Annotated in this window: 17 protein-coding genes and 2 tRNA genes; 11 read left to right on the top strand and 8 right to left on the bottom strand. The window is 61.5% G+C overall.

The window, feature by feature from the left end:
- Positions 1-25 precede the first annotated feature (25 nt).
- The 7 genes from R1W00_RS04415 to xdhA are packed head-to-tail and all read right to left on the bottom strand — an operon-like array spanning position 26 to position 9,391.
- Positions 26-1,099 (bottom strand): BMP family ABC transporter substrate-binding protein, encoded by a 1,074-nt coding sequence (locus R1W00_RS04415; protein ID WP_317261493.1) that lies wholly within the window; start codon positions 1,097-1,099, stop codon positions 26-28.
- Between the two features lie 52 nt (positions 1,100-1,151).
- Entirely contained in the window at positions 1,152-2,081 is a 930-nt protein-coding gene (locus tag R1W00_RS04410) for an ABC transporter permease (RefSeq protein ID WP_317261611.1), read from the bottom strand.
- The gene (locus R1W00_RS04405) at positions 2,081-3,160 is read right to left on the bottom strand and encodes an ABC transporter permease (protein ID WP_317261492.1); all 1,080 of its coding nucleotides are present in this window, start codon (positions 3,158-3,160) and stop codon (positions 2,081-2,083) included. The genes R1W00_RS04410 and R1W00_RS04405 overlap by 1 nt, the downstream gene beginning before the upstream one ends.
- A 48-nt stretch (positions 3,161-3,208) precedes the next feature.
- Entirely contained in the window at positions 3,209-4,729 is a 1,521-nt protein-coding gene (locus R1W00_RS04400) for an ABC transporter ATP-binding protein (protein ID WP_317261491.1), read from the bottom strand.
- Positions 4,726-5,670 carry a xanthine dehydrogenase accessory protein XdhC gene (gene xdhC / locus R1W00_RS04395; protein ID WP_317261490.1) on the bottom strand — a complete coding sequence of 315 codons (945 nt, stop codon included), beginning with the start codon at positions 5,668-5,670 and terminating at the stop codon, positions 4,726-4,728. The genes R1W00_RS04400 and xdhC overlap by 4 nt, the downstream gene beginning before the upstream one ends.
- Entirely contained in the window at positions 5,667-8,015 is a 2,349-nt protein-coding gene (gene xdhB / locus R1W00_RS04390; protein WP_317261489.1) for a xanthine dehydrogenase molybdopterin binding subunit, read from the bottom strand. The genes xdhC and xdhB overlap by 4 nt, the downstream gene beginning before the upstream one ends.
- Positions 8,012-9,391: a xanthine dehydrogenase small subunit gene (gene xdhA, locus R1W00_RS04385; protein ID WP_317261488.1), complete on the bottom strand. Its 1,380-nt coding sequence runs from the start codon at positions 9,389-9,391 to the stop codon at positions 8,012-8,014. The genes xdhB and xdhA overlap by 4 nt, the downstream gene beginning before the upstream one ends.
- Positions 9,392-9,624: 233 nt before the next feature.
- Between xdhA and dnaE the strand changes: the two genes are divergently transcribed.
- From dnaE to R1W00_RS04360, 5 genes are all read left to right on the top strand, one after another.
- Complete coding sequence (gene dnaE / locus R1W00_RS04380; protein ID WP_317261487.1) at positions 9,625-13,110, top strand: DNA polymerase III subunit alpha; 3,486 nt, start codon at positions 9,625-9,627, stop codon at positions 13,108-13,110.
- A gap of 69 nt (positions 13,111-13,179) precedes the next feature.
- Positions 13,180-13,254: transfer RNA gene (locus R1W00_RS04375), tRNA-Gly, on the top strand.
- A 135-nt stretch (positions 13,255-13,389) separates the two neighbouring features.
- Entirely contained in the window at positions 13,390-15,183 is a 1,794-nt protein-coding gene (locus R1W00_RS04370) for an ABC transporter transmembrane domain-containing protein (RefSeq protein WP_317261486.1), read from the top strand.
- A 120-nt stretch (positions 15,184-15,303) separates the two neighbouring features.
- Positions 15,304-17,196 (top strand): acyl-CoA synthetase, encoded by a 1,893-nt coding sequence (locus R1W00_RS04365; protein WP_317261485.1) that lies wholly within the window; start codon positions 15,304-15,306, stop codon positions 17,194-17,196.
- A 154-nt stretch (positions 17,197-17,350) separates the two neighbouring features.
- Entirely contained in the window at positions 17,351-17,533 is a 183-nt protein-coding gene (locus tag R1W00_RS04360) for a hypothetical protein (RefSeq protein WP_317261484.1), read from the top strand.
- Positions 17,534-17,711: 178 nt separating this feature from the next.
- Here the strand turns inward: R1W00_RS04360 and R1W00_RS04355 are convergent.
- A tRNA-Thr gene (locus tag R1W00_RS04355) sits at positions 17,712-17,786 on the bottom strand.
- An 89-nt stretch (positions 17,787-17,875) separates the two neighbouring features.
- Here R1W00_RS04355 and R1W00_RS04350 point away from each other — a divergent pair.
- The 6 genes from R1W00_RS04350 to R1W00_RS04325 all read left to right on the top strand — a co-directional run bounded on the left by R1W00_RS04350 (position 17,876) and on the right by R1W00_RS04325 (position 22,097).
- The gene (locus tag R1W00_RS04350) at positions 17,876-18,022 is read left to right on the top strand and encodes a hypothetical protein (RefSeq protein ID WP_317261483.1); all 147 of its coding nucleotides are present in this window, start codon (positions 17,876-17,878) and stop codon (positions 18,020-18,022) included.
- Between the two features lie 4 nt (positions 18,023-18,026).
- Entirely contained in the window at positions 18,027-19,292 is a 1,266-nt protein-coding gene (murA, locus tag R1W00_RS04345) for a UDP-N-acetylglucosamine 1-carboxyvinyltransferase (protein WP_317261482.1), read from the top strand.
- The gene (locus tag R1W00_RS04340) at positions 19,292-19,771 is read left to right on the top strand and encodes a DUF2948 family protein (protein WP_317261481.1); all 480 of its coding nucleotides are present in this window, start codon (positions 19,292-19,294) and stop codon (positions 19,769-19,771) included. Before murA ends, R1W00_RS04340 begins: the two co-directional genes overlap by 1 nt.
- A gap of 66 nt (positions 19,772-19,837) precedes the next feature.
- Positions 19,838-21,145 (top strand): histidinol dehydrogenase, encoded by a 1,308-nt coding sequence (gene hisD / locus R1W00_RS04335; protein WP_317261480.1) that lies wholly within the window; start codon positions 19,838-19,840, stop codon positions 21,143-21,145.
- Positions 21,145-21,636 (top strand): UPF0262 family protein, encoded by a 492-nt coding sequence (locus tag R1W00_RS04330; protein ID WP_317261479.1) that lies wholly within the window; start codon positions 21,145-21,147, stop codon positions 21,634-21,636. The genes hisD and R1W00_RS04330 overlap by 1 nt, the downstream gene beginning before the upstream one ends.
- A 65-nt stretch (positions 21,637-21,701) precedes the next feature.
- On the top strand, positions 21,702-22,097 hold the full coding sequence (locus R1W00_RS04325; RefSeq protein WP_410901526.1) for a low molecular weight phosphatase family protein: 396 nt from the start codon (positions 21,702-21,704) through the stop codon (positions 22,095-22,097).
- The last annotated feature ends 4 nt before the right edge of the window (positions 22,098-22,101 follow it).

Raw genomic sequence — 22,101 nt, 5'->3', positions numbered from 1 at the left:
GTTTTCGTATCAGGATATGGGACCCTTATTGCGGGATTTCGGCGTCGATACCTTCGACGTAAAAGCCCATGCCCAACAGGGTGCCGTCGTCGGCCACTTCACCTTCGGCCAGCCAGTCGCTGCCATCGGCCTTTTTCAACGGGCCGGTGAACGGGTGATATTCGCCCGCCGCAATCGCGTCTTTCAGGGCCAGAGCTTCGGCTTTGACCTCCGCGGGAACAGCGTCGGAAATCTCACCGATGCCGACCATGCCGGTGCTGATGCCGTCCCACGTATCCACCGATTCCCACGTGCCGTCGATCACGGCTGCGGTGCGGGCGATGTAATAGGGGGCCCAGTTGTCGATGATCGAGGACACGCGCGGCATCGGGGCGTATTCGCCCATGTCCGATGCCTGACCAAAGGTGATCACGCCACCGGCCTCTTCAGCGGCGGCTTGGGGCGCGGTGGAATCGGTGTGCTGCAGGATCACGTCGGCGCCTTGGTCGATCAGGGCCTTGGCTGCGTCGGCCTCTTTGGCGGGATCAAACCACGTGAATGCCCAGATGATTTTGAATTCCACATCGGGGTTTACTTTTTTCGCGTGGATATACGCCGAGTTGATGCCGCGGATAACCTCGGGGATCGGGTAGGAGGCGATGTAACCGATGATGTTGCTTTCGGTCATCTTGCCCGCGATGTGACCTTGGATCGCGCGACCCTCATAGAAACGGGCCGAATAGGTGCTGACGTTATCGGCGCGCTTGTATCCGGTGGCGTGCTCGAATTTCACGTCAGGGAATTTGGCGGCCACGTTGATGGTCGGGTCCATATAGCCAAACGAGGTGGTAAAGATCAGATCGGCACCACCGAGGGCCATTTGCGTCAGAACACGCTCGGCGTCGGCACCCTCGGGCACGCTCTCTTGAAAGACCGTTTCGACCTTGTCGCCGAAATGCTCTTCGACGGCCAGACGGCCCTCATTGTGCTCATAGGTCCAGCCGCCATCGCCAATCGGACCCACAAAGACAAAGCCGACCTTGGTCGGGTCTTCGGCCTGTGCGGTGGTCGCCAGACCAAGGGCAACAGCCCCGCCCAGCAGAAGTGATTTCAGTTTCATGGTTTTCTCCCGTGTTGATCCGGTCTTAGGCCGGGTTGGAAATCGAGACGCCTCAGGATGAGGCATGGAACACACGGCCCAGCGATCCGGGCGCGTGCAAAGCGTTGCGTCGCCGTCCTGCGGACATCAGGACCAGCACCAGAATGGTGATCAGGTAGGGCGACATTGACAGATACTGTACAGGGAAATTCGATCCTGCGGCCTGCAAATTCAGCTGCAGCAAGGTCACCCCCCCGAACAGATAGGCCCCCAGCAACACGCGACCCGCGCGCCAACTGGCGAAAACGACGATGGCAAGGGCGATCCAGCCCGCGCCGGCGGTCATGCCCTCGACCCATTGGTGCACGCGGACAAGCGACAGATACGCGCCCCCCATCCCCGCACAGGCCCCGCCGAACATGATCGCCAGAATACGGATGCGCACGACCTTATAGCCCAAGGCATGCGCCGCATCGTGGTTTTCTCCCACCGCCCGCAGGATTAGCCCAAGACGGCTATAGCGCAGAACCGCCCACACACCGACAACCGTGAACAGGGCGACATAGACCATCGGATCGTGGTTAAACAGGATCGGCCCGATCACCGGAATATCGGCCAGCGGCCCGAAATTCACGGCCGGAAAGCTGGGCGATTTCAACCCGACATAGCTCTGCCCCATCAGGGCTGACAGACCCAGACCAAACAACGTCAGGGCCAGACCCGTCGCCACCTGGTTTGCCAGAAACACCTGCGTCAGAACCGCAAAGATAAGTGACAAGAGCGCCGACCCAACCGCCGCCGCGACAAATCCCGCACCGGGGCTGCCGGTTTCCATGGTGACGATGAACCCACACACCGCGCCGGTGATCATCATCCCCTCGACGCCCAAATTCAGAACGCCGGTTTTTTCCACGACCAACTCACCAATCGCGGCCAACAGGATCGGCGTCGATGCCGCCATCAGGGACGCAATCAGGACAATGGGATCAATGCCAAACACCATCACGCGGCCCCCCGTTGGCTCAGCTTCAGCCGGTAATTCGTGAACACATCAAGCCCGAGGATAAAGAACAACAGCATCCCCTGAAACGCTTGGATCGCGGCGGCAGGCAGACCCAACTGGTTCTGCGCAATCTCCCCCCCGATATAGGTCAATGCCATCAGGAAGCTCGCCAACAGAATGCCGATCGGATGCAGCCGCCCCAAAAACGCGACGATGATCGCCGTAAACCCATAGCCCGAGTTGAAATCGATACTGATCTGACCGCTGGGGCCCGACACCTCGAAATACCCCGCCACACCGGCCAGCATCCCAGAAACGGCCATGCAGAACACGACCAACACCTGCGGGCGCACACCGGCAAACCGCGCGGCACGGGGGCTTTCGCCCGACACGCGGATCTGGAACCCCAACACGTGCCAGCCCATCAGAACAAAGATCACCACCACGGCCACCGCCGCCGCAACCCCACCCCAATGCAGGCCCAAATCCTGCGCGATCCAACTGTTCGCGGCCTCGTATTGCGTCAGGTTCCGCGACCCCGGAAAGCCCAAGCCCTCGGGGTTCTTCAACGGCCCCAGTGCCATCGCCGCCAACAGGTTTTCGGCCACATAGACCAGCATCAAGGACACAAGGATCTCGTTCGTCCCGAACCGCAACTTCAGAAACGCGGGGATCATCGCCCAAAGGGCGCCGCCAATCATCCCCGCCAAAACCGCCAGAACAAACACAATCCGGCTGTCCAGCGGATAAAACGCCAAGGCCACCGCCGCCCCGCAAATCGCGCCAACGATATACTGTCCCTCGGCGCCGATGTTCCAGATGCCTGCGCGAAACCCCATCGCCAGACCCAGCGCGATCAACAACAACGGCGTCGCCTTCACCAACAACTGCGGCCGGTAATAGAACGAAAACTCGCCAAACAAAGGCTCGTAGAAAATCGTGCGGATCGCCGCAATCGGGTCCTTGCCCAATGCCGCAAACAACGCCCCGCCAAACACCATGGTCAACACCACCGCGATCACGGGCGTGACATAGCTCAGCTTTGCCGCCGGAACCGCGCGCCGCTCTAACCGGATCATGCCGCGCTCCCCTTCAGCTTGGCCCAAATACTCCCGCCGGAGGCGTCCTTACCCCGCAACATGCGCCACCTCCAAATCATGGGCCCCGCCCATCATCAAACCGATCTCTTCAATACTCAGACCCGCCGCCGGTCGCGCCGCACTCAGACGTCCCTCGTTCAGGGCGGCAAACACATCGGACACTTCCATCAACTCATCCAGATCCTGACTGATCACAACGACGGCGGTGCCCGCGCTGGCCAGATCCATCAGGGCCTGCCGGATGGTCGCGGCGGCATGGGCGTCAACGCCCCATGTCGGCTGGTTCACGATCAACACCTCGGGGTTTTGCATCACCTCGCGCCCGATGACGAATTTCTGCAGGTTACCGCCCGACAGTGCACTTGCGGCGGTCTGCGTGCCCGGCGTGCGCACGTCGAACCGGGCGATAATCTCGGCGGCGAAATCGCGCGCCTTGCCCCAATCGATCATCCCGCGCGTGGCCAGATCCTTGGGCTGCATTCCGGTCAAGGCAGCGTTTTCGGTCAGGCTCATCGCGGGCACAGCGGCGTGGCCCATCCGTTCCTCGGGCGCGGCCATGAGTGCGCGCTTGCGTCGTTCGGTCGGACCCAGATGCCCGATCGCATCGCCGTGCAGGGTGATCGCCCCGCGCGGGGCCTGCATTTCGCCCGACAGCGCGGCCAGCAATTCGTCCTGCCCGTTGCCCGCAACCCCGCCGATGCCAAAAATCTGCCCCTTGTGGACGGTCATGCTGATGTCTTTCAGGGGCGTGCCGAAGGCGCTCAGCGATGGTAGGGACAGGTTTTTCACCTCAAGCGCGACCGGACCCACCTCTTGTGCCGGACGGCTGGGCCGGTGCAGGTTGCTGCCGATCATCATCTCGGCCAGCTCAGACGCGGATTTTTCCGTCGGATCACAGCGCCCGACGACCTTGCCCAATCGCAGAACCGTCGCCGCCTGACACAGCGCGCGGATTTCGTCCAGCTTGTGCGAGATATACAGGATCGAGGTCCCCTCGGCCTGCAATTTCCTCAATGTTTCGAACAGGATATCCACCTCTTGCGGAGTCAGAACGCTGGTCGGCTCATCCATGATCAACAGCTTGGGGTCCTGCAAAAGGCACCGGATGATCTCAACCCGCTGACGTTCCCCCGCCGACAGATCGCCCACCTGACGGTCCGGATCCAGAGGCAGGCCATAGGTCTGCGACACCTCGCGGATTTGCTGGGCCAGATGCCGCGTGCCGGGCGGGTTTTCCATGCCCAATGCGACGTTTTCCGCCACGGACAGGGCGTCAAACAGGCTAAAATGCTGAAACACCATGGCCACACCGGCGGCGCGCGCGTCGCTTGGCTTGGTCGGGGTGAACGGCTGTCCCATCAGGGTCATCGCCCCCGCATCGGGTTTCACAAGGCCATAGATCATCTTGACCAGCGTCGATTTCCCCGCACCGTTTTCCCCCAGCAAGGCATGCACCTCACCCGCGCCGATGGTAAAGCTTACGTCGCTATTGGCCACGACCCCCGGATAGGCTTTGGTCAGGTTTTCGATGCGTAACAGCTCGCTCATGCGCGGATCTCCCGGCGTTGATGGGATGTGTCAGGGGCGGACAGTAATTGCGCAACCACCCCGACCGCAATGGCCTGTGGATGTTTCCCAAGGTTAGGGTCGCCAATCGGACAGGTCAGGGTGTCAATCACCTCAGGCCGGTGCCCAAGGGCCGCCAACCGTGACCGGAACCGCGCCCATTTCGTCGCCGATCCGATCACACTGGCAAAGGCAAACCGATGGCACAGCGCGGCGTGACACAGGGCGAGGTCCATCTCATGCGAATAGGTCAGGATCAGGTGGCGTGCGTTTTCAGGGGCCAATTGAACGGCGTTCTGCGGCGCGGGCACGACCAACGGGCGCACGCCATCGGGGATATCGTCCGGAAAGCGATCGGCGGCGGTATCGACCCATGTGATGTCCAGGTCGGGCAGGGGGGCCAACATCGCGACAATTGCCCGTCCCACATGCCCCGCGCCGTAAATCCAGATGGGCGTGCGCGCGGTCTGCATCGGTTCAATGAACCAGCCGTCGATCAGCGTGGGCGCGGGATCAACCGTGCCATTGCGCATCTCCGCCAGACGGCGGCGCACACTCAGGGGCGTCTCGGCCGCACCCGCCACCGGACGCGCGAACACCGCACCCCCATCGGGCAGGGTCGCGGCATCAAACCGTTCGATCAACAGCCGCACCGCCCCACCACAGCACTGCCCCAACGCAGGGCCAAGCGCGATCGACAGATCCCGCCGATCCACGCCTTCGCGGATCATTGCGCGCGCGGCCTCGGTCATCTGGAATTCCAACGCGCCGCCGCCAATCGTGCCGACCTGACCACCCTCAAAAACGACCATCGACGTGCCGACCCCGCGCGGGGCCGACCCGCGCACACTGGTCACTACAATGCGCGCCACATCCCCGTGACGCGCCACCAATCCGCGCAATGCGTCGATCCCGAAACTCATCCCCGCCGCACCTTGTTGACGGCGGCCAAAACGCGTTCGGGCGTCGCAGGGGCCTGCAAATCGGGATAATCCGTCCCACAGGCCGCCACCGCATCGCTCAGCGCCATCAAAACCGAAATTCCCAACATGAACGGCGGCTCGCCCACAGCTTTGGAGCGGTAAATCGTATCCTCGCGGTTGCGCCCCTCGGACCACAGATCGACGTTGAACACATCGGGCCGGTCTCCACAGGCGGGGATTTTATAGGTCGACGGCGCATGCGTCCGCAAACGCCCATCCCCATCCCAGACCAGTTCCTCACTGGTCAGCCATCCGGCCCCCTGTACGAACCCGCCCTCAATCTGGCCCGCATCAATCGCGGGGTTCAGGGACGCGCCCACATCATGGATGATGTCGCTGCGCAAAATCCGGTACTCACCGGTCAGGGTGTCCACCGCGACCTCGCTCATCGCTGCACCATAGGCGAAATAGTAAAACGGCCGCCCACGCCCCGCGATCCGGTCCCACGCAACTTTGGGCGTCTTGTAAAATCCGGTCGAGGACAGGCTAATCCGCGCCTCATAGCACCGCTGGGCCGCCTCATCGAAACTGATCTCGCGCCCCGCGCCATCGCTGACCTGACCGCCCGAGAACCGGATGTCACGCGCATCACAGCCGAAATAGGCCGCAACCCCCTCGGCCATGCGCGCCTTGATCGCCTCACAGGCCGCCCGCACCGCCATACCGTTCAGATCCGACCCCGACGATGCCGCCGTGGCCGAGGTGTTGGGCACCTTGCTCGTGTCCGTTGCGGTCACCTTGATCCGCTCGATACCACAGCCGAAACTGGCATCGGCAACCTGCGCCATCTTCTGGAACAAGCCCTGTCCCATCTCGGTGCCGCCATGGTTCACCTGAATGGACCCGTCGCTATAGACATGAACCAAGGCCCCCGCTTGGTTCAAATGGGTCAGCGTAAAGGAAATCCCGAATTTCACCGGCGTCAACGCCACACCGCGCTTGACCACCGCATTGTCCGCATTCCACGCCGCAACGGCCGCACGCCGCGCCGCATACCCCGCCTGATCGGCCAGTCGCGCCGTGATCGCGTGCAACTCGAAATCCTCGACCTCCATGAAATAGGGCGTGGTTTGAACCGCCTCTGTTTTCATCTTGGCCGAAATACTCTCGGGGGGGCTCGGGGGGGCAGACGGCCCCCCCGCTTCGCTGTAATAATTCGCCTGTCGCACGGCCAAAGGATCGCGCCCCAGATGATGCGCAATATGATCCATCACCCGCTCGATCCCGACCATGCCCTGCGGCCCGCCAAAACCGCGAAAGGCCGTCGCGCTCTGGGTGTTGGTCTTAAGCCGATGGCTCTCGATCCGGCAGGTCGGCAGGTGATAGGCGTTGTCGGCATGCAGCATCGCCCGGTCCGCAACAGGCAGGGACAGGTCCATCGCCCAGCCGCAGCGCAGCTTGTGAACAAAGTTCAAACCGGCCACGCGCCCCGTTTCGTCAAACCCGACGTCATAATCGATGCGGATGTCGTGGCGCTTGCCCGTGATGACCATATCGTCGTCGCGGTCATAGCGCATCTTGCACGCCCGTCCCGTATGCCGCGCGGCAATGGCACAGGCCACGGCAAGCGCGTTGCCCTGACTTTCCTTACCGCCAAAGCCCCCACCCATGCGGCGCATTTCGACCCGAACGGCGTGCATCGGCAGACCCACGGCCTCGGCCACTTTGTGCTGAATTTCGGTTGGGTGCTGGGTCGAGGAATGGATCACCATATCCCCGCCATCTTGGGGCAGGGCCATTGCCGCCTGACCTTCGAGATAGAAATGCTCTTGCCCGCCGACCTCAATCGTTCCTTTCAGGCGATGCACTGCATCGGCAATCGCGGCCTTGGCGTCGCCCTTTTCATAGACGCGGGGACCCTCTTCGAACCGGCTGTTGGCCGTTATCGCCTGATCCACGGTCAGGATCGCGGGCAGGGGATCAATGGCCAGCTGCCCCTTGCGTGCGGCGCGGCGCGCGGTCAGGTGGCTGTCGGCAATCACTAGGAATACGGGCTGACCCACGTAATGCACGCGGTCCGTGGCCAAAAGAGGCTCATCATGGGCGGATGGGGAGACGTCATTGTCAAACGGCAGGTCCGCCGCCGTCAAAACGTCGATCACACCGGGGCAGTTTCGCACTTCGCTGAGGTCAATGCCGCGCAGCACCCCATGGGCGACCTCGGACAGACCAAAGGCCAGATGCAGTGCGCCCGCAGGCGTCGGGATATCATCGACATAGCGCGCCTGCCCGGTCACGTGCAGGCGCGCGGCGTCATGGGGCTGGGGGCGGGCGAGGCTGCTCATGGCGTGACCTCCAACACATTGACCGCCGCGCCTTGATCCTCAAGGAAATAGCGCATCAGCATGTTGCGCGCCGCGCTTTGGCGATACTGGGCCGAGGCGCGCATGTCGCTCATCGGGGTGAAATCGGTGGCAAAGGCATCCATCGCGGTCCGTACCGTGGCCTCGGTCCAAGGTTGGCCAATCAACGCGGCCTCGACCGCCTTGGCGCGTTTCGGGGTGCCCGCCATGCCGCCGAAGGCGATGCGCGCCTCCGTGACAACACCATCCGCAACCTTGATCACGAAACAGCCGCAGACGGCGGAAATGTCCTGATCGAACCGTTTCGATAGCTTATAGCACCGCAACCGGTCAAACCCCGCGCGCGGCACGGTGATCTTTTCGACGAACTCGCCCGGAACACGGTCCTGTTTGCCATAGTCGACAAAAAACGCCTCTAGCGGCATCGACCGGCGCGCCGCCCCGTGGCGCAAATGGATGTCGGCCCCCAATGCGATCAACGCGGGCGCGCCGTCCCCGATGGGTGAACCGTTGGCAAGGTTGCCGCCGATGGTGGCGCTGTTTCGGACCTGTGTCGATCCGTACCGGCGCAGCATTTCGGCCAGCGCGGGGGACAGCTCCGCGATCTCTTCGCGCAGGCGGGACACGGTGATGCCTGCACCGATGGTGATCTCGTCACCCTCAAGGTCCAACAGGTCCAGACCCTGAACACGGTGCAAGAACGCGACCGGCCCAAGGGTGCGCAGGTGTTTGGTGATCCACAAACCCACATCCGTCGCCCCTGCGATCAAGGTCGCGTCGGGGTGCGCGGCGTACCAATCGGCCAGTTCGTCGATGCAATCGGGAATGGCCACGCCATCCGTGGTGATCCCCGCGTTCGGCAGGGCGCCCAAATCTTCGGACATCCACGCGGGAACGGGCATTGTCGCGGCGTCCTCGGCCGCGCGGATGATCGGGGCATACCCCGTGCACCGGCACAGGTTGCCCGCCAGTTGCGTGTCGAAATCGGTCGCGCCATTGGAATGGGCGGCGGCCATCGACATGACGAAACCGGGTGTGCAGAACCCGCATTGCGACCCGTGATGGCGGATCATTGCGTCCTGAACGGGGTGCAGCTCGCCATCCGGACTGCGCAGGCCTTCAACCGTGCGGATCGCCTTGCCGTGCACTTGACCCATCAACAGGATACAGGCATTGACCGCGCGCCCGCCGTTCGCATCCGTCAGGATGACCGTGCAGGCCCCGCAATCGCCCTCGTTACAGCCCTCTTTAGTGCCGGTCAGGTGATTTTCGTCGCGCAAAAAATCCAACAGGGGGCGCGTGGCCTGATCCCCGAGAATGCGCGTCACGTTTCCATTCAGAAGAAACGCAATATCCATGCGATGAGCCCGCCGCTTTCTCTTCCCCAAGGCCTGCGGCGCCAATGCCCGATGCGGCGTAAAGCAATGGCGCGGCCTTTATACCGCGATCCAGAAAAGCCCCGTTTTGATCAAATGGCAAGAATTTGATCGGCTCTTTTTTGGGCGGCTCACAAAGTTTGCCCAAAAAATGGGCGTGCGCGTGGGGGCATATTCCTCTTTTCGGGACTGGGGCGCGGGAATAGACTGCGGGGATGAGCAAACAGCCACGATTCATCCACCTGCGCGTCCATACCGAATACTCTCTGCTGGAGGGGGCGGTGCGGACCAAGAAACTGCCGGATATGTGCCGCGATGCGGGGATGCCTGCGGTTGCGATCACCGACACGAACAACATGTTCGCCGCGCTGGAATTCTCGGTCACGGCCAAGGGCGCGGGGATTCAGCCGATCGTGGGCTGTCAGGTCGATGTGGACATGGGCGGAGATGCGGATCCCGCGCCGATTGTCCTGCTCAGCCAGAACGAAGCTGGCTACATGAACCTGATGAAGCTGAACTCGTGTCTGTATCTGGATGCGGGCGGCGAACTGCCCAAGGTGACGCTAGATGAGCTTGAGCAATATAGCGACGGGTTGATCTGTCTGTCGGGCGGGCCGGACGGGCCTATCGGGCGGCACCTGCGCGCGGGGCAGCGCGATAAGGCGCAGGCGATGATGACGCGCATGGCCGCGATCTATCCCGACCGCCTGTACGTGGAACTGCAGCGACATCCGGGCGAGGGCGGCCAACTGCCCGAGGCCGAGCGCCTGAGCGAGCGCGGCTTTGTCGAAATGGCCTATGCGATGAACCTGCCGCTGGTCGCGACGAACGATGTCTATTTCCCCAAGACCGATATGTATGAGGCGCATGATGCCCTGATCTGTATCGCCGAAGGGGCCTATGTCGATCAGGCCGAGCCGCGCCGGATGCTAACGGCCCAGCACTATTTCAAATCGCCCGAGGAAATGGCGACCCTGTTTGCCGACCTGCCCGAGGCGTTGGAAAACACGGTTGAAATCGCGCGCCGCTGTGCCTTTGCTACCTATAAACGCGACCCGATCCTGCCGAAATTCGCGGATGACGAGGTCACGGAACTGCGCCGCATGGCGAATGAGGGCCTGCAAAAACGTCTGGCCGTGATCCCGCATGCGGTGTCAGTCGAGGAATATCAGGAACGTCTGGACTTTGAGCTGGGCATTATTGAGGGCATGGGATTCCCCGGCTACTTCCTGATCGTTGCGGACTTTATCCAGTGGTCCAAGGACAACAACATTCCCGTCGGTCCGGGACGGGGGTCGGGTGCGGGTAGTCTGGTGGCCTATGCCCTGACGATCACCGACCTTGATCCGCTGCGTTACAGTTTGCTGTTCGAACGGTTCCTGAACCCCGAACGTGTGTCGATGCCTGACTTTGACATCGACTTTTGCATGGATCGCCGCGAAGAGACGATCCGCTATGTGCAGGAAAAATACGGTCGCGATAAGGTGGGGCAGATCATAACCTTTGGTGCGCTGTTGTCCAAGGCGGCGGTGCGCGACGTGGGGCGTGTGTTGCAAATGCCCTATGGTCAGGTCGACAAGCTGTCGAAACTGATCCCGGTTGAGGGCGTCAAACCGGTCTCGATCAAACAGGCCCTGACGGATGAACCCCGCCTGCGCGAGGCCGCCCGCGCCGAAGAGGTGGTGGATCGTCTGCTGACCTATGGCCAACAGGTCGAGGGCTTGTTGCGCAACGCATCGACCCACGCGGCGGGGGTGGTGATCGGCGACCGGCCGTTGGACGAGTTGGTGCCGCTGTACCAAGATCCGCGCTCGGACATGCCTGCGACCCAGTTCAACATGAAGTGGGTGGAACAGGCCGGTCTGGTGAAGTTCGACTTTCTGGGCCTGAAAACCCTGACTGTCATCCAGAATGCCATCGAACAAATCCACGCCAGCGGTCGCGATCTGCACACCTCGGCGGATGGGGGCAAGATTTACGACCCTGCAGCGGGGGCAGAGAACGACATCGGGCATATCCCGCTGGACGATGAACTGACGTACAAGCTCTATTCCTCGGCGAAAACGGTCGCGGTGTTTCAGGTGGAAAGCTCGGGCATGATGGATGCCCTGCGCCAGATGAAACCGACCTGTATTGAGGATATCGTCGCGCTTGTGGCGCTGTATCGTCCGGGGCCGATGGAAAACATCCCGACCTATTGCGACGTGAAACACGGACGCAAGGAACTGCAATCGGTTCACCCGACCATCGACCACATTCTGGCCGAAACCCAAGGCATCATCGTTTATCAGGAACAGGTGATGCAGATCGCGCAGGTCATGGCGGGCTACAGCCTTGGCGGCGCGGACCTGTTGCGCCGCGCGATGGGTAAAAAGATCAAAGAGGCGATGGACGCGGAACGTCCCAAGTTCGAGGCCGGTGCCGCCAAGAACGGGGTGGACGCGAAAAAGGCGTCCGAGGTGTTCGACCTCTTGGAGAAATTCGCGAACTACGGCTTTAACAAATCGCACGCGGCTGCCTATGCGGTGGTGTCCTATCAAACCGCATGGCTGAAGGCGAACCATCCGGTTGAGTTCATGGCGGGCGTCATGAACTGCGATATGCATTTGACGGACAAGCTGGCCGTTTATGCCGAAGAGGTGCGTCGCGGTCTGGACCTGACAATCGTGCCGCCCTGTGTGAACCGCTCGGGCGCGAGGTTCAGCGTCGTGAACGGCGAACTGGTCTATGCCCTTGGCGCGTTGAAAAACGTGGGCCTTGAGGTGATGAAGATGATCGTCGAGGCGCGCGGGGACAAACCGTTCGCGACCCTGTTTGATATGGCGCGTCGCGTCGATCTGAAAAAGGTCGGCAAGCGGCCGATGGAAATGCTGGCCCGTGCGGGTGCGTTCGATCAGTTGGATTCGAACCGTCGCCGCGTGTTTGACGGGCTGGACGCGCTGGTCGCCTATTCGGCGGCGATCCACGAACAACGCGCCTCGGATCAGGTGTCGCTGTTTGGGGAGGCGGGCGATGATCTGCCCGAACCGCGCCTCCCGAACATCAGCGACTGGTTGCCCAATGAACGCCTTGCCGAAGAGCATAAGGCGATCGGGTTCTACCTGTCGGGCCATCCGCTGGACGACTATATGGCCGCGCTGAAACGCAAGAAAATCCAGACCCTTGAACAGGTGATGCAGGACGTCCAATCGGGTCCCAAGATCACCAAGATGGCCGGTGCCGTCGCCGGCCGTCAGGAGCGCAAATCGGCCAAGGGTAACCGGTTCGCCTTTGCCCAATTGTCCGACCCGACGGGCTTGTTCGAGGTCACTTTGTTCTCGGATGTGCTTGAGGCGTCGCGCGATTTTCTTGAGGCCGGATCGAACGTCGTTTTGACGGTTGAGGCCACATTCGAGAGCGATCAGTTGAAACTGCTCTGCCGCGGGGTTCAACCGGTCGATAGCGTTGTGGCCGACGTCGGCGGTGCGGGCCTAAAGGTGTTCGTGAACACCCCCGAAGCGGTCCAGAGCGTCGCCGGATTGCTGGAACGGGCCAAGGGCGAAAACGGTCTGCGCGGGCGTGGCCCGATTCAATTCTGCCTGTCCGCGCCCGACCTTTTTGCCGAGGTCGAAATGGCCCTGCCCGAGGAATATCCGGTCAATCCCCAGATCAAGGGCGCGATCAAATCCCTGCCCGGTGTGATGATGGTTGAGGACGCGTAAAGCCCCGCCCGCGCCCGTCAAAATGACCTTGACGCCAGTGGGGACATGCCATAGTTCAATCTGCGCTGAGCGGGCGTCGTATACTGGCTATTACCTCAGCCTTCCAAGCTGATGAAGCGGGTTCGATTCCCGCCGCCCGCTCCAGCCTATCCCGACATGAACGACCGCCCGCGACATATGGGCCGGAACCTGTGCTCTGATGCGGAGTTTGGGGCGCTTTTTCTTGTCGTTCTGCACGCCGGACGGTAAAGACCCCCTGCACACAGGGGAATAGGCGCAATGGCTCGACGTCCGAACACCACGTTGGAAGAACGTGAGAAATCCAAACGTATTGGCGCGTTGCGCGGTCTTGCGCCGTTTTTGGCCCCCTATCGTGGCATGGTTTTTCTGGCCTTTTGCGCGCTGGTGCTGACGGCGGGCGTGTCCCTGATGCTGCCCCTTGCGGTGCGCCGTGTGGTCGACGGGTTTGAAACCGAAAGCGTTACTCTGCTGGACGATTATTTCGCTGCCGCGCTGGCGATTACCGCGCTTTTGGCGCTGGGCACGGGGATGCGTTATTACCTTGTGACGCGTCTGGGCGAACGGGTTGTGGCCGACATCCGCAAGGCGGTGTTTGACCGCATGATCGGGATGAGCCCCGCGTTTTTCGAGCGTATCCTGACCGGTGAGGTCCTCAGCCGGATCACGACCGACACCACGCTGATCCTGTCGGTGATCGGGTCGTCCGTGTCCGTGGCCCTTCGCAATTTCCTGATCTTTCTTGGCGGCATGGTCCTGCTGTTGGTCACCTCGGCGAAACTGACGGGGTTGGTCTTGCTGTTGGTGCCGGCGGTGATCGTGCCTATCGTTCTGCTGGGACGGCGTCTGCGCGCGCTGAGCCGCGAAAATCAGGATTGGATCGCCTCCTCGTCGGGGTCCGCGTCCGAGGCCCTGTTGTCCGTGCAGGCGGTTCAGGCCTTTACGAATGAGGCCCCCACGCGGCGCAGCTTTTCCGACGTGACCGAGAAATCCTTTGTCGCGGCCAAGCGCCGCATTTCCACCCGCGCGATGATGACCGTGATCGTGATCTTCCTGATCTTTTCCGGTGTCGTGGGCGTGTTGTGGATCGGTGCGCGGGACGTGCGCGCGGGCGACATGAGCGTCGGTGAACTGGTCCAGTTCGTGATCTATTCGGTGATGGTTGCAGGCGCGGTCGGGGCCCTGTCGGAAATCTGGGGCGAACTGCAACGCGCCGCCGGTGCGACCGAACGTCTGGTCGAATTGCTGTCGGCTGAGGACGCGGTGAAAGACCCCGAAACCCCGCAGACCCTGCCGACGCCCGTGCGCGGAGAACTGGTGTTCGACAACGTCACCTTCCACTATCCCACGCGCCCCGATCAATCGGCCCTGTCGGGGATCAATGTAACGATCAAGGCAGGCGAAACCGTCGCCCTTGTCGGGCCATCGGGGGCCGGTAAATCGACGATCATCCAGTTGCTGTTGCGGTTCTATGATCCGCAGAGCGGACGGATTTTGCTAGACGGCACGCCGTTGAATGCCGTTGCCCGCGATGAGTTCCGCAAGTTCATGGCGCTGGTGCCGCAGGATCCGGTGATCTTTGCCGATACCGCGCGCGAGAACATCCGCTTTGGCCGCCCCGATGCGACGGATGCCGAGGTTGAGGCCGCCGCCCGCGCCGCCCATGCGCATGAGTTTCTTGCCAAGCTGCCCGATGGCTATGACAGCTATGTGGGTGAGCGCGGCGTGATGCTGTCGGGTGGTCAGAAACAACGCATCGCCATTGCCCGTGCGATCCTGCGCGACGCACCGGTTCTGTTGCTGGATGAGGCGACCTCGGCCCTTGATGCCGAGAGCGAACGCGCGGTGCAGATCGCCGTCGACGACATGGCCGCGACCCGCACCACCCTGATCGTGGCGCACCGTTTGGCCACCGTGAAAAAGGCCGACCGCATTCTGGTGTTCGAGGACGGTCAGATCGTCGCCGAGGGCACCCATGATGCGTTGGTGGCACAGGATGGTCTGTATGCCCGTCTGGCGCGTCTGCAATTCACCGAAGGTCTGGCCGCCGAATAGGGGCAGCTACGTCAATTAAATTTTATCGTTGCGTCACGATTGCGTGGATTTTTCCCCTTTTGCATGTTCCGATAGGGAGCAAGATCGGCACACGTGCCAGATCGCAGGAGGAGGGAAACCATGGCTGACACCACGGAACTGGACCACGTTAAGGCGATAGAGGCAGAGATGCCTTGGGCGGATCGGGATGTGCCCGAGACGCTGTATCAACAACTGACACAGACCGCCGCAAAATTCCCGACCCGTTCCGCGATCAGCTATCAGCTGTTTTCTGGCCCCAAGGACAAGGCCGAGACGCTGACGTGGACGGACCTGCACGCCGCGGTGACACGCGCGGCGAATATGCTGCGCGCGATTGGCGTGGGTGAAAACGACGTGGTCGCCTATGTCATGCCCAACTGTAACGAGACGGCGGTGGCCCTGCTGGCCGGTGCAACGGCGGGGATCGTGAACCCGATCAACCCTTTGCTAGAGCCCGAGCAGATTTCCGCGATCCTGCGAGAAACCAACGCCCGCGTTGTGGTCACGATCAAGAGCCTGCCGAAAACCGACGTGGCCCAAAAGGTCGCCGAGGCGGTCGAGCACGCACCGCATGTGACCACGGTGCTTGAGGTCGATCTGGTGCGCTATATGACGCCGCCCAAGAAATGGATCGCCCCCCTGATCCGACCGAAAAACGATCGCATCCACCACGCCGATGTTCTGGATTTTAACGCGGAATGCGCCAAACATGCGGGTGACAAATTGACCTTTGTCGAGAGCGGCGACCGTATTGGCGCACTGTTCCACACGGGTGGTACAACTGGGATGCCCAAGGTCGCCCAGCACAAGCATTCCGGCATGATCTATAACGGCTGGTTGGGCCACCGGATGCTCTTCAATGAGAACGACACGCTGATCTGTCCGCTGCCCCTGTTCCATGTGTTTGCCGCCTATCCGGTCCTGATGTCGGTTCTGGCATCCGGCGCGCATGTGGTGTTTCCGACGCCTGCCGGTTATCGCGGGGACGGCGTATTTGATAACTTCTGGAAGCTGGTTGAGCGCTGGAAAGTCACCTTCGTCATCACCGTGCCAACCGCCATCGCCGCGCTGATGCAGCGGCCTGTGGACGCGGATGTGTCCAGCCTGCGCTATGCGTTTTCGGGGTCCGCGCCCTTGCCGGTGGAACTGTATAACCGGTTTGAAAAGGCCACCGGCGTCACCATCTGCGAAGGTTATGGTTTGACCGAGGCGACGTGCCTTGTGTCGATCAACCCGCCCGAGGGGCGCAAGAAAATCGGTTCGGTCGGTTTGCCGTTCCCGCATACGGACGTCAAAATCCTGCAATGCGATGACTGTGGCACTATCGTGCGCGAATGCGGTGTGGATGAGGTTGGTGAGATTTGCGTCGCCAACCCCGGTGTCTTGACCGGCCAGACCTACACGGATCAATCCAAGAATGAGGGCCTGTTCGCGGGCGAAACATACCTGCGCACGGGCGATCTCGGTCGTTTGGATGAGGACGGGTATCTCTACATCACCGGACGCGCCAAGGATCTGATCATCCGTGGCGGTCACAACATCGACCCCGCCGAAATCGAAGAGGCCCTTGCCGGTCATCCCGCCGTCGCCTTTGTCGGTGCGATAGGTCAGCCCGACAGTTTTGCGGGCGAACTGCCCTGTGCCTATGTCGAACTGGTCGACGGGGCTGAGGTTGAGGCCAGCGAACTGCGAGACTATGCGCGCAAGCACATCCATGAACGCGCCGCCGTGCCCAAACATGTCGAGATTCTGGATGAACTGCCCAAGACCGCCGTGGGTAAGGTGTTCAAGCCCGATTTGCGCAAGCGCGCCATCACGCGGGTGTACAACGCCGCGCTGGCCGAGGCGGGACACGCGGTCACGGTACGTGAGGTCAGAGAGGACAAGAAACGCGGTCTTGTTGCCGTTCTCGCCCCCGAGGGTGAGGTCGACAAAGACGCGGTTCGCCACCTGTTGGGAGAGTTCACTCGCCCGTGGGATTGGGAGCAATAACCGCCTCAAGCGCACCTTATCCCAGAGTTGGCGTTGCAAAATTGACGTGTGCGACAGTTTTTTGACGTCCACTTTACAAAAACACCACAAAGTGAGCCGCATTTGAAATATTGTTAGTTACATCTGGGCTGGGGCGTTTTTGGGGAGAGACCAGATGGGCATTGGTGTTCTGACTGCGGGGTTTCTGTTTGGCATCGCTTGCGCGTGTGGCGTGGCAATGTTGGGCGCATCATGGATGATGATGGTGTTTATCTATTCGGTGGCGGGAAGCGTGGGCACGCTTTCTGCGGCTGTCCTTGCGCTTGAGGGCCAGATGGGACTGCGCGATATCACCTGATCGGTGACGTGGGCACAACCGCGTCCAAATCACGTTTCACAGTTCATACGATGAACCTCAGTCGTCGGCGCGAAATCCGTGCGCGGACAGCGGGGGCAATTGAATCGCGCGTCAAAGGCACAGAATAACCTCGCCCTAGGCTAGGCCAGATATATCCGAATTTTTGCGGGAAAACCGGTGGTGCCGCAGGGGAGGATTGAACTCCCGACCTCACCCTTACCAAGGGTGCGCTCTACCACTGAGCTACTGCGGCGTCTCACTGTGGGCGGGTGATTAGACGCATTTCGCGCGGGGTGCAAGCGCTATCTGGACCCTTTTTTTCGACTAGGGTAGAGAAAGCTTATGGAAAAGAAAAAACCATCGAAAAATAGCTCGCAAAAACAGGTCTCGCGCGAAGATCGCCTGAAACAGGCGCTCAAGGCGAACCTCGCGCGTCGTAAGGCGCAGGCGCGGGCGCGCGATGGGAACGAGGCGGCAGACAAAGGTTAGGTTGATGGATTCGATTCTGGTTAAAGGTGGCGGCGCGCTGAATGGCGAAATCCCGATTGCGGGGGCCAAGAACGCGTGTCTGACGCTGATGCCCGCGACATTGCTCAGCGATGAGCCGCTGACGCTGACCAATGCGCCGCGTTTGTCGGACATCCGCACGATGACGGAACTGCTTGGCTCGCTCGGGGCCGAGGTGACCAAACTGCAGGATGGTCAGGTTCTGGCGATGTCGTCGCATGACCTGAGCACGCACCGCGCCGAATATGACATCGTGCGTAAGATGCGGGCGTCGATTCTGGTTCTGGGTCCGCTGTTGGCGCGCCACGGTCAGGCCGAGGTGTCGCTGCCCGGCGGCTGTGCGATTGGGGCGCGGCCTGTGGATTTGCACCTGCGCGGGCTTGAGGCGCTGGGCGCGGAGCTGGAGCTCAAGGACGGGTATGTCCACGCCGAGGCGCGTGGCGGCCTGAAGGGCGCGGAATTCGAATTCCCCTTTGTGTCTGTGGGTGCGACTGAAAACATCCTGATGGCGGCGACGCTGGCCAAGGGGACGACGGTCCTGCGCAACGCGGCGCGTGAGCCCGAAATCGTCGATCTGGCGCAATGCCTGCGCAAAATGGGCGCCCAGATTGAGGGCGAGGGCACCGATACCATCACGATCCAAGGTGTGGAGCGCCTGCACGGCGCGACCCATCCCGTTGTGACCGACCGGATTGAACTTGGGACCTATATGCTGGCCCCCGCGATCACCGGCGGCACGGTGGAATGTCTGGGTGGTCGTATGGATCTGGTCGCGGCCTTTGCCGAGAAGCTGGATGCGGCAGGCGTGTCGGTTGAGGAAACCGCGCGCGGCCTCAAGGTCAGCCGCAAGAACGGCCGGATCAGCGGCGTTGATGTCACCACCGAACCGTTCCCCGGCTTCCCGACCGATTTGCAGGCCCAGATGATGGCCCTGTTGTGCACTGCCGATGGGGTCAGTGTTCTGGAAGAGAAGATTTTCGAGAACCGGTTCATGCATGCCCCCGAACTGACCCGCATGGGGGCCCAGATCGAGGTCCACGGCGGCACCGCCACCGTGACGGGAGTTGAGCGTCTGAAAGGCGCGCCGGTGATGGCGACGGACCTGCGCGCCTCCGTGTCCCTGATCCTTGCGGCCCTCGCGGCCGAGGGCGAAACGGTGGTCAGCCGCGTCTATCACCTTGATCGCGGATACGAGCGTGTCGAAGAGAAACTGGGGGCCTGTGGCGCCCATATCGAACGGATCAGTAGCTGATGCCCCAAGACGCACGATTTGAAGACGGAGGCGAACGCCCCGTCAGCCTGATGGCCGAAACCGCGGATGATCTGACGGTGATTTCGGCGCTGGTGCAGGATGCGATCCTGCCGGTGACCGAGATGACATACCAATCCGGCGCGCGCCGGTTCGCCCTGTTGCTGAACCGGTTCCGCTGGGAAGATCGCCCCGTGGCCGAACGGTCGGGTCGTGCGTTTGAGCGTGTGCAATCGGTTCTGTCGGTCCAGGACGTTCTGGGCGTCTCGTCCCAAGGGATCGACCGCGCGGATAAGGACGTGATCCTGTCCCTGTTGTCGATCACGTTCGAGGCGGGCGAAGACGGGGCAGGGCACGTGGACCTGACCTTTGCCGGCGACGGGGTGATCCGTCTGGCGGTTGAATGTCTGGATGTCGTGTTGAAAGACGTGACCAAGCCCTATGTTGCCCCCTCGGGTAAGGTGCCGACGCACCGCGACTAGGCGGCGATCTCGGGATAGACCCCAATATCAAAACGCGCTACCACGGCCCGAAATAGGAGAAGGCCCATGCCCGTATTTCTGAACAGCAGCGATGCCGATTTCCAAGACCGTTTCGCCGCCCTTTTGGGGGCAAAACGTGAGGACAGCCCCGATGTCGACGACATCGTGCGCGACATCCTGCATGATGTTCAGACGCGCGGCGATCAGGCCCTGATCGACTATACCGCCAAATTCGACGGTATGGATTTGACGCCCGAGACATTGGCGTTCACGGCCGAGGAAATCGACGCCGAATGCGCCAAGGTGCCGGACGATGAACGCGCCGCGCTGGAACTGGCGGCGGAACGTATTCGCGATTATCACGCCCGTCAGTTGCCCGAGGATCAGAGCTGGACCGACGAACATGGCGCGATGCTGGGCTGGCGGTGGACGCCGGTGTCGGCGGCGGGTCTCTATGTCCCCGGTGGTTTGGCGTCCTATCCGTCGTCGGTTCTGATGAACGCGATCCCCGCACAGGTTGCGGGCGTGGAGCGTTTGGTTATCGTGTCGCCAACGCCCAAGGGCGAATGCAATCCGCTGGTTCTGTTGGCGGCAAAACTGTCGGGTGTCGATACGATCTATCGCATCGGCGGGGCACAGGCGATTGGCGCGCTGGCCTATGGCACCGAAACGATTGCCCCCGTGGACAAGATCACCGGTCCGGGCAACGCCTTTGTGGCGGCTGCGAAACGGCGTGTATTCGGCAAGGTCGGCATCGACATGATTGCGGGTCCGTCTGAAATTCTGGTGATTGCGGATGGCAACAACGATCCCGACTGGATCGCGGTCGATCTGCTGTCCCAAGCCGAACATGACGAAAGCGCGCAGTCGATCCTGATCACGGATGATGCCGCATTCGGTGTGGCCGTGGTTGCCGCCGTTGAAAAACGTCTGGAAACGCTGGAACGCCGCGCAATCGCCGAGGCCAGCTGGCGCGATTTCGGCGCGGTCATCGTGGTCGATACTCTGGATGAGGCCGCGGCCCTGTCGAATCGCGTGGCGCCCGAGCACCTTGAACTGTGTGTGGCCGATCCCGATGCCCTGTCCGAGAAAATCACCCATGCGGGTGCCATTTTCCTAGGCAATTGGACGCCCGAAGCCATCGGCGATTACATCGGTGGGCCGAACCATGTGTTGCCAACGGCGCGCTCGGCGCGTTTTTCGTCCGGATTGTCGGTAATGGACTTTGTCAAACGCACCACACTGGCCAAGATGACACCATCCGCGCTCAAGGCGATTGGTCCGGCTGCTGAATGCCTTGCCAAATCCGAGAGCTTGGAGGCGCATGGCCTGTCGGTCCGTGCGCGGTTGGAACGGTTAAACGAGGAAGAGTGATGTCCACCTCCACAGCACGCCTCAGCCATGTCGAGATCGACGATGCCGGCCTGCCCGCCCCCACCGCCGAGATTGAGCAGGAGCGCAAGGTCGCGATCTTTGACCTGCTAGAGGACAACAGTTTCGCCCTGCCGACGCGCGAGGGCGTGGATATGCCCGAGGGTCCCTATCACCTGTTTCTGGGCATCCGCGAAAAACGTCTGGTGTTTGATGTCCGCCAAGAGGCGGGCGATAAGGTGGCCGAATTCCACCTGTCGCTGGGTCCTTTCCGTCAGGTGGTCAAAGATTACTTCCAGATCTGTGAGAGCTATTTCGACGCGGTGAAAAAGCTGCCCCCCAGCCAGATTGAGGCCATCGACATGGCCCGTCGCGGGATTCACAACGAGGGCGCGCGCGTTCTGCAAGAGCGGCTTGAGGGTAAGGCCAATCTGGACCTTGATACCGCGCGCCGTTTGTTTACCCTGATCTGCGTTCTGCACTTTGGGGGGTGAGGGTGCCGTCGGGATTGCCAAGCTCGGTTCTGTTCTGCTGTGACCATAACGCGATCCGTTCGCCTATGGCCGAAGGCATTGCCAAGCGCCTGTATGGACATTCGTTTTACGTCCAATCCGCGGGCGTGCGGAACGATATGGAGATCGACGGCTTTGCCATTGCGGCCTGCGCCGAGATTGACGTCCCTCTGGAACGCCACCGCTCACGCAGCTTTGACGAAATGGAAGATTGGGGCGATGACCTGTCGGGTTATGACCTGATCGTAGCATTGTCTCCCGCAAGTCAGCGTCGGGCGCTGGAACTGACGCGGTTTTTTCACCTAGAGGTGGAATATTGGCCTATTCTCGACCCGTCGGGCATCGGTGAAAGCCGCGAGTCGAAACTGACCGCCTATCGCCAGACCCGCGACCAGATAAAGCAAAAGCTGATCGACCGTTTCGGACCGCCCACACAGGACTGAGTAT

The organism is Rhodovulum sp. FJ3 (assembly GCF_032918305.1).
GTDB lineage: Bacteria > Pseudomonadota > Alphaproteobacteria > Rhodobacterales > Rhodobacteraceae > SAT37.
This window is presented reverse-complemented; position numbering and strand designations above follow the sequence as displayed.